The 13229-nt window shown below is 48.9% G+C and carries 12 protein-coding genes; 5 read left to right on the forward strand and 7 right to left on the reverse strand.

Annotation, left to right across the window (positions count from 1 at the left end; all coding sequences use genetic code 11):
- Positions 1 to 130: 130 nt before the first annotated feature.
- The 4 genes from B067_RS19510 to B067_RS0102500 form a co-directional block, all read right to left on the reverse strand.
- Positions 131 to 325: a hypothetical protein gene (locus B067_RS19510; RefSeq protein ID WP_019528473.1), complete on the reverse strand. Its 195-nt coding sequence runs from the start codon at positions 323 to 325 to the stop codon at positions 131 to 133.
- 418 nt (positions 326 to 743) lie between these two features.
- Complete coding sequence (gene glnK, locus B067_RS0102490; protein ID WP_019528474.1) at positions 744 to 1082, reverse strand: P-II family nitrogen regulator; 339 nt, start codon at positions 1080 to 1082, stop codon at positions 744 to 746.
- A 130-nt stretch (positions 1083 to 1212) separates the two neighbouring features.
- The gene (locus B067_RS0102495; protein WP_019528475.1) at positions 1213 to 2457 is read right to left on the reverse strand and encodes an ammonium transporter; all 1245 of its coding nucleotides are present in this window, start codon (positions 2455 to 2457) and stop codon (positions 1213 to 1215) included.
- A 42-nt stretch (positions 2458 to 2499) separates the two neighbouring features.
- Entirely contained in the window at positions 2500 to 3195 is a 696-nt protein-coding gene (locus tag B067_RS0102500) for a TorF family putative porin (RefSeq protein ID WP_019528476.1), read from the reverse strand.
- Between the two features lie 257 nt (positions 3196 to 3452).
- On the opposite strand from B067_RS0102500, the gene B067_RS0102510 reads away from it, so the two are divergent.
- From B067_RS0102510 to B067_RS0102525, 3 genes are all read left to right on the forward strand, one after another.
- The gene (locus tag B067_RS0102510; protein WP_051083802.1) at positions 3453 to 3686 is read left to right on the forward strand and encodes an accessory factor UbiK family protein; all 234 of its coding nucleotides are present in this window, start codon (positions 3453 to 3455) and stop codon (positions 3684 to 3686) included.
- A gap of 57 nt (positions 3687 to 3743) precedes the next feature.
- Positions 3744 to 5255, forward strand: a complete 1512-nt coding sequence (locus B067_RS0102515) for a YifB family Mg chelatase-like AAA ATPase (RefSeq protein ID WP_026244358.1) — start codon at positions 3744 to 3746, stop codon at positions 5253 to 5255.
- A gap of 234 nt (positions 5256 to 5489) precedes the next feature.
- Positions 5490 to 5732 (forward strand): DUF6868 family protein, encoded by a 243-nt coding sequence (locus B067_RS0102525; protein ID WP_026244359.1) that lies wholly within the window; start codon positions 5490 to 5492, stop codon positions 5730 to 5732.
- 20 nt (positions 5733 to 5752) lie between these two features.
- Here the strand turns inward: B067_RS0102525 and B067_RS0102530 are convergent, their stop codons facing one another.
- Positions 5753 to 6598, reverse strand: coding sequence for a pseudouridine synthase family protein (locus B067_RS0102530; RefSeq protein ID WP_019528482.1), 846 nt, complete (start codon positions 6596 to 6598; stop codon positions 5753 to 5755).
- A gap of 40 nt (positions 6599 to 6638) precedes the next feature.
- Positions 6639 to 8342, reverse strand: a complete 1704-nt coding sequence (locus tag B067_RS0102535; RefSeq protein WP_019528483.1) for a putative bifunctional diguanylate cyclase/phosphodiesterase — start codon at positions 8340 to 8342, stop codon at positions 6639 to 6641.
- Between the two features lie 224 nt (positions 8343 to 8566).
- Between B067_RS0102535 and rep the strand changes: the two genes are divergently transcribed.
- Both rep and B067_RS19515 read left to right on the forward strand, forming a co-directional pair.
- Positions 8567 to 10579, forward strand: coding sequence for a DNA helicase Rep (gene rep / locus B067_RS0102540; protein WP_019528484.1), 2013 nt, complete (start codon positions 8567 to 8569; stop codon positions 10577 to 10579).
- 246 nt (positions 10580 to 10825) lie between these two features.
- Positions 10826 to 12421 carry a BamA/TamA family outer membrane protein gene (locus B067_RS19515; RefSeq protein WP_019528485.1) on the forward strand — a complete coding sequence of 532 codons (1596 nt, stop codon included), beginning with the start codon at positions 10826 to 10828 and terminating at the stop codon, positions 12419 to 12421.
- Between the two features lie 144 nt (positions 12422 to 12565).
- On the opposite strand, the gene B067_RS0102550 is transcribed toward B067_RS19515, so the two are convergent.
- Positions 12566 to 13000, reverse strand: coding sequence for a c-type cytochrome (locus tag B067_RS0102550; protein WP_019528486.1), 435 nt, complete (start codon positions 12998 to 13000; stop codon positions 12566 to 12568).
- Positions 13001 to 13229: the final 229 nt, after the last annotated feature.

Here is a 13229-nt window from a genome sequence, read left to right on the forward strand (position 1 = left end):
GGGAGCTCAAAAAAAAAGGCCAGCCCCCTAAGGGCCGGCCTTGCTACTTAGCGACTTTCAACTAGAGACTCTCAACTAGGAACTAGGAACTCTTCATCTAGTGACTAGAGACTCTCAACTAGCGACTGCCTTAGATAGGCCTATCGCCATAGCGGCTCAGCGGCTTTTTCGGCGGCGCGGCGGTGACATGCGACTCTATTTGCTGCACCTTGCCACCCTGGGCCAAAAAATTCGCTACGGCGTCGTCTAGTTGATCCCTCACCCGCTCTTTGGCAGCAACGGTGTGAGCCTCAGGACTATCATCTATGCTTTGTACAGAAGACATATCTAATGCGTCCTCCACTGCCCTATGTACGGCAGGCTTCTTCGATATTGAAGGCGACTTCTTAGCCATACCCACAAACCCTCTCTCGTTAATACTGTACGGCTCAAACTTGTCACCCCTATTTATGCCTAGTTACATTATTGCTGCTGGCAACACGGCTAGTGCGCAGAGAAATATATATAGCCTAGTGGCGTTCAGACGCCATGCATTTTCGGGATTTGCATAGTTTGATTTGCTCTATCAGCTTGCGCTGACATTACTTCCTTTTTACTGGCTTCTCACACCAGTGAGTTATACATCGGCCAAAGCTAAAATAGCTAAAGCGCCAAAGGTGTAAAAAACCCTTATTTGCGCTGCCACAAAAAAGCCCGCAAGCGAGAGCTGACGGGCTTTTGACGGTTTTGATGATAGGCGAGCGCTACACCGCTTCGGCGCCAGTTTCACCGGTACGTATACGTATGATTTGCTCTATGGGCGACACAAAAATTTTGCCATCGCCTATCTTGCCGGTGTTGGCGGCATTGGTGATGGCCTCTATCACCTGCTCTACCCTATCGTCGGCGACCACGGTTTCTAATTTAACCTTGGGCAAGAAGTCGACCACATACTCAGCACCACGATATAACTCGGTATGGCCTTTTTGCCTACCAAAACCCTTAACCTCGGTGACGGTAATGCCTTGCACGCCTATCTCCGATAAGGATTCCCTGACATCATCCAGTTTGAACGGCTTGATCACAGCGGTTACCAATTTCATGTAAAAAGTCCTCTAAGTACTCGATGTACGCTTAGTTGAAAATAATGGCCTAATCATAGCAAGCTTTACGCTTTAACGCGGGCTTTAACAGCAACAGCCCGCCACAAAAATACCTGCTATAAGGCCGCTGCTATTGGCTAATAAACTCAGGGTAGGCTTCCATACCGCACTCGGCTAAGTCACCCCCTTGATACTCCTCCTCTTCACTCACTCGTATACCCATAACCAGCTTGATCAGGCCCCAAACAATAAGGCTGCTCACAAACACCCAAGTAAATATGGTAAGCGCGCCTACTACCTGCCCCAGTAGGGTCGAGCTATCATTAGTGAGCGGCACCATTAACAAGCCCAGCAGACCCACCACGCCGTGCACTGAGATCGCACCTACGGGGTCATCAATTTTTAGTTTATCAAGGCCGATAATACTCAACACCACCAGCACCCCAGCAACCAAACCAAACAAGGTGGCCTGTAGCGGGCTGGGCGTAGAAGGCTCGGCGGTAATCACCACTAGGCCGGCTAACACACCGTTTAGCACCATGGTTAAATCGGCTTTGCCAAATAGCACTCTAGCCGTTAGCAACGCTCCGATTAAACCTCCGGCCGCCGCCATATTGGTATTCATAAACACCACGGCTACGCTGTTGGCCGCATTAACGCTGGCGGTGGCTAATACTGAGCCGCCGTTAAAGCCAAACCAGCCCAGCCATAAAATAAAGGTGCCCAGTGTTGCCATGGGCAAGTTAGCACCCGGTATGGCCACCACCTGGCCCTGGGCGTTGTATTTACCTTTGCGGGGGCCTAGTAGTAACACCCCCGCTAAAGCGGCAGCCGCACCGGCCATATGCACAATGCCCGAACCGGCAAAATCAGAAAAGCCTAAATCGCCCAGATTGTATAAACCCAGAACTGACTTGCCGCCCCAGGTCCACGAGCCTTCTATAGGGTAAATAAAACCGGTGAGCACTACCGCAAACAATAAGAACGCCCACAGCTTCATGCGCTCGGCCACCGCGCCCGACACTATAGACATAGCGGTAGCCACAAACACTACCTGAAAGAAAAAATCCGCCGAGGGAGCGTAGCTGGCTTTATCGGCAGCGGCAACGTCGCTCACGCCATCACCGACTATGCCGCTAAGAAACATGCCCAAGCCTTTGTCATACATAAGCTCGTAACCCACCGCCATATACAGGACGCAGGCGATGGCATACAGGGCAATGTTTTTGGTTAAAATTTCAGTGGTGTTTTTAGAGCGCACCAAGCCCGCCTCTAACATGGCAAAGCCTGCCGCCATCCACATGACCAATGCGCCACAGATTAAAAAATAAAACGTATCTAAAGCGTACTGCAGTTCAAAAATCGAGTTTTCCATAGCTTAAGCCCTCCACCGGCTTATAGGCATGTGATAAGTTGATTAAAAGTCGAAACTTTTACCTATAGTAAAAATAAGCGCTTCACCTTGAGTGGCATTGCCGCGGCTATTGGTTTGGTCGGATAACTCTTTGCTGTTAACAATCAGCATAATAGCTAAGTCTATTTCGCTAATTTGAGTGCCATAACCTAGCTCTACATACTCGCCATCAAAGTCGTCACCGTAGCTGGCGTATTTTGCATAGGCGCCCGAGCTATGTTGGTAAGTCGCTTCCGTGAAGGTGTAATCTTGCACGGGGCCAGTAAAGTTTTGATAATCGCCTATGCTGTGCATGATGCTCACCGGCCCCCAGCTGGCACCTAGGTTAATTTCCTCATAGGTATCGTCGAATTCGCCGGTGTAGTAATAGTTGGTAAAGCCCACGCTAAACTCAAAGGCATCCACGGCCACGGCATAACTGCCATAGACATCGACCTCCAGCCCATCGCCGACATCGGCGGACCAAACACCGCCCTGTAATGTACCCGGTAGGCTGTCGCTAATATTCAGATCGCTAAGCGTATAATCTACCCCAGCACTGGCGGATGATTCGTTTTGAAAAATACCGCGGTAATAGTATTCCGAGGCATAACCGATATTGGCCGATAGCTGCCCTTGCGCCAGCGCCGGTAATGCTGCGGCCCATAACAATGGCAGTGCTACTAGCGCCCCTGCAGTGTTGGTATTTATTTTTTTCATTCATCTACCCTTTTTGTTATTGATATTTGGCTATTGCACTGACTACTGCAGTAGTCGTACCAAAAAATTAAAAACCCTATAATTCAATGCCTTGAGGCTTTCTCGCACTATGCATAAACCTTTCTTAGTAGAATTAAGCACCAAGTTAGTGCTGGCCGACCCAACATGTAGCAACGAAAAACCTAAACCTTTTCAATATAGCCAAGTACCGCAATAAGCAATACAATCGCCCCTACTCTTTTGACTAAACGATATTGATGATGAACGACCGCATAGAACGCTTTATTGCCCAAGCCAAACAATTTTTACCCAGCGATGCCACAGGCAAAGAGTTGGAAAAGAATTTACGTGCCCTAGCCAGTAGCAGCTTTAGCAAGCTGGACTTAGTGACTCGCGAAGAGTTTGAGGCCCAAACTGCGGTGCTGGCCCGCACCCGTGAAAAATTAGAACAACTAGAGCAGCAACTAGAACAGCTCAACCAACAACAATAAACACACTGCATAAGCGGCGCTGAACGACTCAGCGGCCAGACTCAACAAGGATGTATGATGTCACTCGCCATAGTTTATACCCGTGCCAAACGCGGCATAGAAGCCCCGCTCGTTAGCGTAGAAACCCATTTATCCAACGGCTTACCGGCCTTGAATATCGTCGGCTTACCTGAGGCGGCGGTTAAAGAATCGAAAGATCGTGTGCGCAGCGCCATTATCAATTCGCATTTTGAATTTCCCGCCCGCCGCATCACTATTAATTTAGCCCCCGCTGATTTACCTAAAGAAGGCGGCCGTTTTGATTTACCTATAGCACTGGGGATTTTAGCGGCCTCGGGGCAGGTACCGATAGAGTCACTAGAAAGCACCGAGTTTATCGGCGAGCTAGCCTTAACCGGCGACTTGCGCGGCGTTACTGGCGCGTTGGCTGCAGCCATGCAAAGCCAAAAAGATCAGCGCGCCATTGTTGTGCCCGCCGCCAATGCCGACGAAGCCGCACTGGCTGAACAAAGCACAGTGTTTAGTGTGAGCAATTTATTGCAGCTATGCGCGCACTTACACCAGCGTGAACAGCTCAGCCCCCATGTGCGCTCTGTGCAACAATTACCACCCATTAACTACCCCGACCTCAGTGATATTAAAGGCCAGCAACAGGCGCGCCGTGCGTTAGAAATTGCCGCCGCAGGCCAACATAATATTTTATTTAACGGGCCTCCCGGCACAGGCAAAACCATGCTAGCCAGCCGCCTGCCCGGCATACTGCCGCCGCTAAGCCAAAGCGAAATGCTGGAGGTAGCCAATCTCTATTCCGTTAGCCAACAGCACAAAGCGTTGCACTTATATCTGCAACGGCCTTTTCGCAATCCCCACCACAGCGCCTCAGCGGTAGCGTTAGTGGGCGGCGGCAGTAACCCCAAGCCCGGTGAAATCTCATTAGCTCATAATGGTGTTTTATTTTTGGATGAGCTGCCGGAATTTCAACGCAATGTGTTGGAGGTATTGCGCGAGCCTTTGGAGTCTGGCGAAATTATGATTAGCCGCGCCAATCACCAAGTGTGCTTTCCCGCCCGTTTTCAATTAGTGGCGGCGATGAATCCCTGCCCCTGCGGTTATTTTGGCGATGGCGAAAGACTGTGCCGCTGCACCCCCGAGCGCATACATCGCTACCGCGAGAAAATTTCTGGCCCTTTATTAGATCGCATCGATATGCAGGTGAGCGTAAATCGCATAGCGCCAGAGTTGCTTGCGCACTATGACCACAACGCCGCCGAAAATTCAGCTACTGTCAGCTTAAGAGTGTTAGCTGCCAGAAACGCACAGCTACAAAGGCAGCAAAAAACCAATGCCCAGTTAACGAATAAAGAGTTAGCGCAGCACTGCTCGCTAGATGAGCAAGGCCAACAACTGCTTAATGCCGCCAGCAAAAAACTACAACTCTCGCCCCGTGCTTATTACCGTATTATCAAAGTAGCTCGCACCATTGCCGATTTACAGCGTCGGCCTGCTATCAACTTTAGCGATTTGAGCGAAGCAATAGGCTATAGGGGCCAAACGGGTGTGGCGTATTGAGCGTTATGGATACCGGCTCGGTGGCCGGCATGACCAATAGCGGCTATAACTGTTTACATGGCTACTGGCTAGAAACCGGTATAACCAGCACGACCTTAACCCGCTAAAGGCACTTCCGTTATGCCGGGCTACAACCCGGCATCCATAAAGCCACGAAACCAGGCTTAACCTATTATTGAACACTAGGCTGGCCGATAAATTTATTTTTATACCTTAACCATGTTAGGAGAAACCATGAGCATAGAACAAGCCAGTCAATTGCTGTTGTATAGCTGCTTACTGAACTATAGCGTTTTATTCATTTGGTTTTTGGTAATCTGTTGTGGCAAAGATCTATTGCGGCGCATACACAGCTGCTGGTTTACGCTTAGTGAGAAACGCTTTGATGAAATACATTATCAACTGATGGGCATGTATAAATTATTAATTTTTGTTTTTAATTTATCACCTTATATAGTGCTAAAAATGGTCTATTAATTTTTTACTACGTTAATAATTTATAGCGACAATAATACATCGTCACTGAGCCTATACTGTTTAGCTTCGCCACTCACAGGGCAATTAAAGGCTAAATAATAGGCGCACAACTGCAAATCATTACTGTAACTTTGGCCTTCCGGCAACTGGCCATATAATCTATCGCCTACTATAGGAAAACCTATGCTCGCCAAGTGCTGACGTATTTGGTGTTTGCGGCCACTTTCTATTTGCACGTCCAGCAGTGATTGGTTTTTTTCACTGTCATAAGCCAGGTGATAAAAATGACTGCAAGCTGCTTTACCATTCAACGCCAAACTTACTGTTAACGGTTGCGGCTGGGCACTAAAATCCCCCATCGCTATCGCTTGGTATTTTTTTTCTATTTTTCGCTGGGCAAAAAGACTGGAGAACTGCTGCGCCATGGTTTTGCTGTGTGCAATCACCATTAAACCGCTAGTGGCTCTATCTAACCTATGCACAATAAAAGCTGGCCGCTCAGGTTGTAATTGGGTTTCTGCCCAGCGGCTAATGGTGCAATGGTCGCCCCATTTAGAACCCTGCGACAACATACCATAGGGCTTATGCCAAATACTGTATGCGCCTTCGTCGGCAATTAGCTGCGCTGCCGGCACGCTGGCGGCCAGTACGTCGGGATTGATATAGGCATGTAATTGATCACCACTATGCAGCGCAGCCTTAGCTCGCCGTAAGCGTCGAGTATGCTTGCCACGGCTTAACCACACCGCCCCCTGCTGCATAAATGTTTTAATGACTTGTTTTGAATATCCAGAGTGAGATGCTAATACCGCAACTGCAAGGCTAGGTGTGGTGATGGCGATATGAAATTCTTGCGGCTCATCCATAATGAAGTTCCACTTGCGTACTTGTAGCTTGTAGCTAAAATTATGCCGTAACCGTCATTCGTTGATCGACTATCGCGCAAAAGTCCTTCGCGCTTACCGCCGGGCTAAAATAATAACCCTGCACTTGCTCGCAGTTGTTCTCCCATAAAAATTGTATTTGCTCTAGGGTTTCGGCACCCTCGGCTATCACGTTTATCTTTAAACTATGAGCCAAGTTAATCATGGCTTTAACAATCTCGGCGTCGCCGAAATCGCTGATCACGTTGCTAACAAAGCTACGATCAATTTTAAGCGCCGATATAGGCAGACGTTGGATGTGAGCAAACGATGAAAAACCAGTACCAAAATCATCTAGCGAAAAGGTAATACCTAATTGGCTCAGTGCCATCATGCCTTCATAGGTTTGTTGAAAGTTAGACATGATAGCCGTTTCGGTTAATTCAAATTCTAAACGGTGGGCATCCACAGCGCTGTCTTTAATAATGCGCGCAGCGGTATCTACAAACATATTATCTTGCAGCTGCTTAAAGGATAAGTTAACTGCCACGTGTAAATTGGTTTTACCCGTGCTATCAAAATACTTCATGTCTTTACAGGCCTGCTGTATCACCCAATAGCCTATGGGGATGATCAGGCCGCACTCTTCGGCTAGGGGGATAAACTCCGCCGGCGACACCAAACCCCGTTTGGGGTGATGCCAGCGTATCAAGCCTTCCATGCCTACGGTTTCGCCGCTGCGCAAATCAACCCGTGGCTGGTAATACATTTCAAATTGATTGGCGCGCAGGGCCACGCGTAAATCTTTTTCTAAATTGACCCGCTGCAAAGCGCCTACTTGCGTTTCTTCGCTGTAAAAATGGTATTGGCTGCCGCGCTCTGACTTGGCTTCCATCATCGCCATATTGGCGCGCTTAAGCAGACCGTCTACGCTCTCACCCGATTCCGGGTACATGGTCACGCCTATGCTGCAGCTAATAATAACCGGCGCGCCCTCTATCATATAAGGGGCCGACAAGACGTCTATCACTTTTTGCGCCACTAAGGCGACATCTTCCACATTACGGCAGTCATCCAAAATCAAGGCAAACTCGTCACCGCCCATACGTGCTAAGCGATCACTTTTGCGCACACAGCGAGATAAGCGCCGCGCCATAGTACGCACCATTTCATCGGCGGTATCCATACTATAGGCTTGGTTGATACGCTTAAAACCGTCCAGGTTAATAAGCAATAAGCCCAGTTTGGTCTGCTGGGCTTTGGCGGTTTCTATGGCAGCGTCCAGGGTTTTGCGGAACATTTGCCGATTGGAAATACCCGTTAGCGGGTCGTAAAGATGGGATTGGGAAAGTTTTTGGTCAACAACACTGCGGTCCAGCGCATAGCGAAAAGAGCGCTCTAGGATGGCGATATGTAAATTATCGGCGCAAAGACAGTCCACCGCGCCTAAATCTTGAGCCAGCACCGATAGTTCACTATCGCTGTGTTCAAACAGGGTGATGCAAGGCAAAACAGCACTTTGCTGTATAGATGTTAATAAATACAGCGCGCGCTCGGAGTCGCTCTGACAATCAATCAATGCTAAATCATAAGACTCAGCCGCAAGTTCACGCTCGGCGTGGTCGTAGTCTTCAAACCAGGTCAGCAGATAGGGCTGTCGCTTTATGTTTTGCAGTTGCTCGATAAGCAGCTGATATTGGCTTTGTGTGCCGCCGGCTAATAAAATCCGTACTGAGGCATCTCTCATACTTCTACCTTTGACGGTTCCAATCCTTGGGTCCTAGATACTTCTTAGTTCTTGTTTAATTTAATTATAAATAATTCAAGTAGTTATAGCCGTCTTTTAACAAAAATTCTAGTTCTTTTTGATAATTAATACCGTTAGCGCCCCATAATACACAGCCCTCAAGCCTTTAGGCCAACCAACTGCTACAATGCGCCGCTATTCATCATTAGAGTTCGTTTTTTTCTGTGTCTAAACTCAACCCCCGACAGCGCGAAGCGGTAGACTATATTGACGGTCCGTTATTGGTATTGGCCGGTGCCGGCAGCGGCAAAACCAGTGTAATCACCCGCAAAATTGCCTACCTAATCAACCACTGTAACTACAAAGCGACCAATATTGCCGCCGTTACCTTTACCAACAAGGCCTCTAGAGAGATGAAGGCGCGGGTGGGCCAGCTTATTAAAGGCCCAGCCGGCCGCGGCCTTACCGTTTCTACCTTTCACAATCTAGGCCTCACCATCATACGCAAAGAGCATAAGCTACTGGGTTATAAGTCGGGCTTTTCTATTTTTGACCAGCAAGACGCGCAAGCACTCATTAAAGACCTGCTAATACAACAGCACGGCGGCGACAGCGACCAGGCCGATACGGTGCAACACCGTATTTCCAATTGGAAAAATGACATGGTTAGCCCAGCCCAAGCCATAGCACTAGCCGACGGCCCCACCGATATACTCTGCGCCACCGCCTATGAGCATTATCAACGTGCGCTAAAAGCCTATAACGCCCTAGACTTTGACGATTTAATACTGGTACCAGTGCAGCTGTTTTTGGGTCAGCCAGAGGTGTTGGAAAAATGGCAGCGCAAAATTCGCTATATGCTGGTGGATGAATACCAAGATACCAACATCACCCAATACCTGCTGGTTAAACTCATCGTCGGCGACCGTGGCAAACTCACCGTGGTGGGCGATGACGACCAATCGATTTACGCCTGGCGCGGTGCCCGCCCCGAAAACATGGTGCAGCTGCAAACCGACTACCCACAACTCAAAATCATTAAGCTAGAGCAAAACTACCGCTCTACCGCTCGCATCTTAAAGGCGGCTAACCAGGTTATTGCCCACAACCCCCATGTATTTGATAAAAGCTTGTGGAGTGATTTGGGCTATGGCGACCCCATACGCATACTGCGCTGCCGCAATGAAGAGGTAGAGTGCGAACGCGTCGTGCTTGAAATACTGGACCACAAGCTACGCAACAACACCGAGTTTTGCGACTACGCCATACTCTACCGCGGCAACCATCAGTCGCGGTTGTTGGAGCTAAAACTACAGCATCACCAAGTACCTTATAACCTCACCGGCGGCACCTCGTTTTTTTCGCGTCATGAAATCAAAGACATCATGGCCTATTTAAAACTGATTATTAATACCGACGATGACAACGCTTTTTTGCGGGTGATTAACACCCCGCGCCGCAAAATTGGTGCCGCCACCTTAGAGGGCTTAGGCACCTACTCCACCCAGCACGACATCAGTATGTATGCCGCCTGTAACGAGCAGGGCTTAGAGCAGCAAGTGGGGGATGCCGGTGTTAAGCGGCTTAGGGAGTTTACCTACTGGTTTGATAAGGTCAGGGAAAACTGCCAAGGCGAGCAACCGGTAGGCGCAATACGGGAAATGCTCGCCGATGTAGATTACGAAGCCTGGCTACACCAAAACAGCGCCAGCGGTGCCACCGCCGAGAAGCGTTACGGCAACGTCAATATTCTCATTACATCCTTAGAAAACACCCTCGCCAAAATAGACGAAGACGATAACAACATAGAAACCGCCATCAGCAAACTGGTATTGCGGGATTTAATGGAGCGCCAAGAAGAAGAGGACGAAGCCAGCGGCAAGGTGCAGCTAATGACCCTGCACGCCTCCAAAGGCTTGGAGTTCCCCCATGTTTACATCATAGGCATGGAAGAAGAGTTACTGCCCCACCGCAGCAGCATAGAAGAAGACAACGTCGAAGAAGAGCGCCGCCTCTGCTATGTAGGCATTACCCGCGCCAAGCGCAGCCTCACCTTAACCCTGTGCGCCAAACGTAAGCAATTTGGTGAAATGTTAGACTGCGCCCCCAGCCGCTTTTTGGATGAACTACCCTATGACGACGTGGTGTGGGAGGGCGGCCCCGAGCAAGATGCTAGCATCGCTAAAGAGCGCGGCAAACAGACCCTGGCTAGCCTTAAGAACTTATTTGTCGATTAACATTCAGGCTAGAATGTATTAGCCGATAAAGAGGGCTAACCCAGCCGCTATCTTCTATGCTTAAATAACAGCAGTGTAGTGCAAGGCGCTAGATCCTTGATAATCCCTGAGCAGAGCAATTAAATGGCCGTAAGACCATCCCCTTTCTATTCGCTTATATGTGCATTAGCGCTAAGCCCTTTAAGCGCCAATGCCGATCACTCAGACTGCGAGCCTCAGCCTCTGAACACAGCCACAGGCTCAGACATGGGCCAAACCACAGCACCCAACAACGTAAACATTAACCAGATTACCATTCAAAACCAGCCTATTTTTGAAGAAGACGACCAGGCTATTTGGCTGCATTATCTTGCCAACAATCTGCACATAACAACCAAACCTCATATCATTAAAAATCATCTCAGTTTTGATGAAGGCGATACCGTCACACTGTCCGATATAGAAGAAAGCGAACGTCTGCTGCGGCAACTAGATTACATACGCGATGCTAAGGTTCGCTTTGAGCGAGACTGTAATCACCAGCCTAACGGTAATGTTGATGTCACCACGTGGGATCACTGGACACTTTATCCTAAAATCAATTTCAGCCGTTCGGGCGGTGAAAATAAATATTCCTACGGCCTAAAAGATGACAACTTATTAGGCTTGGGGATACAAGGTAACTTCCGCTATTTTTCCGATAAAGACCGCACCGGCTACGGTATTAAGTTAGATGCCCCCATTACCAGCATTCAACACAGCACGCTTTCCTTAGCCGCTTTTGATAATGATGACGGTTACCGCTATGGCATAGGCTGGGGCAAACCCTTTTACACCTTAAACACCACCGACAGTTATTATTTTACTAGCGACCACAGCAAACAAGATTCACACATAGACCAAAATGGCGATGAAGAAAACGTATTTATTGCCAACAAAAAACTGTTTGAAGCAGGCTATGGCTGGTCAGAGGGCAAAATTGATGGCTGGACCCATCGCTGGACTCTGGGCGTTAGCGCCAATGAAGAAACTTTCGCCCCCGTCTTAAACGGCAACGATGTAAGCTTGGCCGTGCCCAATACCCGCCGTTTTATTTACCCTTGGCTACAGTTTCAAGCCATAGAGGACGATTATGAAGTAATCTCCGATGTGCACTTTATCAACGCCAAAGAAGATCACCACCTAGGCTGGAAGCACTCACTACGCATTGGCCTAGAAGCTGACAACGGCCGCAGCGATAAAGACTACGCCGGCCACCTCAGGGCTTCTGCTAGCAAAGGTATCTTAGCCGGTAAACATTTGTGGTTTGGTTCACTCGGCGCCACCGTAGACTTTGGCGTAGCCAGCGATGACTACTACAAAGCATCAGTAGGCTTTGAATATTTTTACAACTGGAGCCCCGCCAACAAACTCTATGTTAAAACCGAAGCCACCGTCAGCGGCAACAATTACATCGATCAACCCGTCACCTTAGGTGGCAGCAGAGGTGATGATGACAACGAATTAGATTACACCCCCGCCGCCCAACCCACAGTGCGAGGCTACCCTTCACAATACCAACACGGCAACAACCGCTGGCAAACTACTGTGGAAGCCCGACACTACCCCAACATAGAACTCTACCGATTAGTGCGCGTAGCGTGGGTAGGCTTTATCGACGCCGGCCGCGCCTCGGGCACAGAAAACATCGTCAGCAACAACGAACAAAGCGGCACCCTCGCCAGCATAGGCTTTGGCATACGCCTGGCCTCCATACGCTCCAGCGGCCAAAACGTGATACACATAGACATCGCCAAAACCCTCACCTCCGGTGAACATGTCGATAGCTGGTCGATTAGCGCCCATGCGGAGAAGACGTTTTAGGCCTAGTTACAAGAGGCAAGAGGCAAGAGGCAAGAGGCAAGAATAATTTTTCACGATGCCTTTTCATAAAGCAAAAAAAACCGCGCAATGCGCGGTCTCTTACAGCTTAAAACTTGCAGCTTATCGCTGCAGGCCTTCGGCCTGCTACTTACTATTCTCAACAATATAATCAACAGTCGCTTTAATTTCGTCATCCGAACAGCTCATACACAAGCCCTTAGGTGGCATACCGTTAAAGCCGTTTAAGGCGTGGTCATGCAAGGTATCTAAACCTTTCGCTATACGTGGCGCCCAAGCAGCGGTATCACCCAGCTTAGGTGCACCGGCAGCGCCAGTAGCATGGCAAGCCATGCAGCTAGCGTTATACACATCTTCCGCCGACTGAGGGCCACTAGCTACTGCAGCTACCACTGAACCACAGCTGTCATCGCCTTCTAGGCAAACTTTGGCCACAGGTGCCGTACGTTCTTTGATCGCCTCTAGGTTCTTCTCTGATATTGCATATGCAGAAAGGCTCAATACTGAAGCCAATACCAATAAGCTCAACTTAATTATCGCGTTATTCTTAATGTTGTTCACTATCGACGCCCTCTAAAATCAATAAATGGCCCATAACCCAGCCTTGTAATAGCCCGCGATTATAGCCAGTTATCAGGCCTGCGGAAACCCTAAGCCCGCTTATCCACAAAATCCGCAAGAAAGCCGTGTCAATTAAAGGCGAATCTGTATAATTCCCCTTTCCAAAAAGCACCTACAGCCACAACACCGGCCTAGCTGCTCATATTTTAAACACCCTTTTATGCGCCCG

This window comes from Dasania marina DSM 21967, from assembly GCF_000373485.1.
Classification (GTDB): domain Bacteria; phylum Pseudomonadota; class Gammaproteobacteria; order Pseudomonadales; family Dasaniaceae; genus Dasania; species Dasania marina.

Bases quoted from the DNA above. Each gene is read 5' to 3' on its own strand.
- B067_RS0102500 (WP_019528476.1), bottom strand. From the start codon at position 3,195: ATGAAAAAAATAAATACCAACACTGCAGGGGCGCTAGTAGCACTGCCA.
- B067_RS19515 (WP_019528485.1), top strand. From the start codon at position 10,826: ATGGGCCAAACCACAGCACCCAACAACGTAAACATTAACCAGATTACC.
- B067_RS0102525 (WP_026244359.1), top strand. From the start codon at position 5,490: ATGAGCATAGAACAAGCCAGTCAATTGCTGTTGTATAGCTGCTTACTG.
- B067_RS0102510 (WP_051083802.1), top strand. From the start codon at position 3,453: ATGATGAACGACCGCATAGAACGCTTTATTGCCCAAGCCAAACAATTT.
- B067_RS0102535 (WP_019528483.1), bottom strand. From the start codon at position 8,342: ATGAGAGATGCCTCAGTACGGATTTTATTAGCCGGCGGCACACAAAGC.
- glnK (WP_019528474.1), bottom strand. From the start codon at position 1,082: ATGAAATTGGTAACCGCTGTGATCAAGCCGTTCAAACTGGATGATGTC.
- B067_RS19510 (WP_019528473.1), bottom strand. From the start codon at position 325: ATGTCTTCTGTACAAAGCATAGATGATAGTCCTGAGGCTCACACCGTT.
- B067_RS0102530 (WP_019528482.1), bottom strand. From the start codon at position 6,598: ATGGATGAGCCGCAAGAATTTCATATCGCCATCACCACACCTAGCCTT.
- B067_RS0102515 (WP_026244358.1), top strand. From the start codon at position 3,744: ATGTCACTCGCCATAGTTTATACCCGTGCCAAACGCGGCATAGAAGCC.
- B067_RS0102495 (WP_019528475.1), bottom strand. From the start codon at position 2,457: ATGGAAAACTCGATTTTTGAACTGCAGTACGCTTTAGATACGTTTTAT.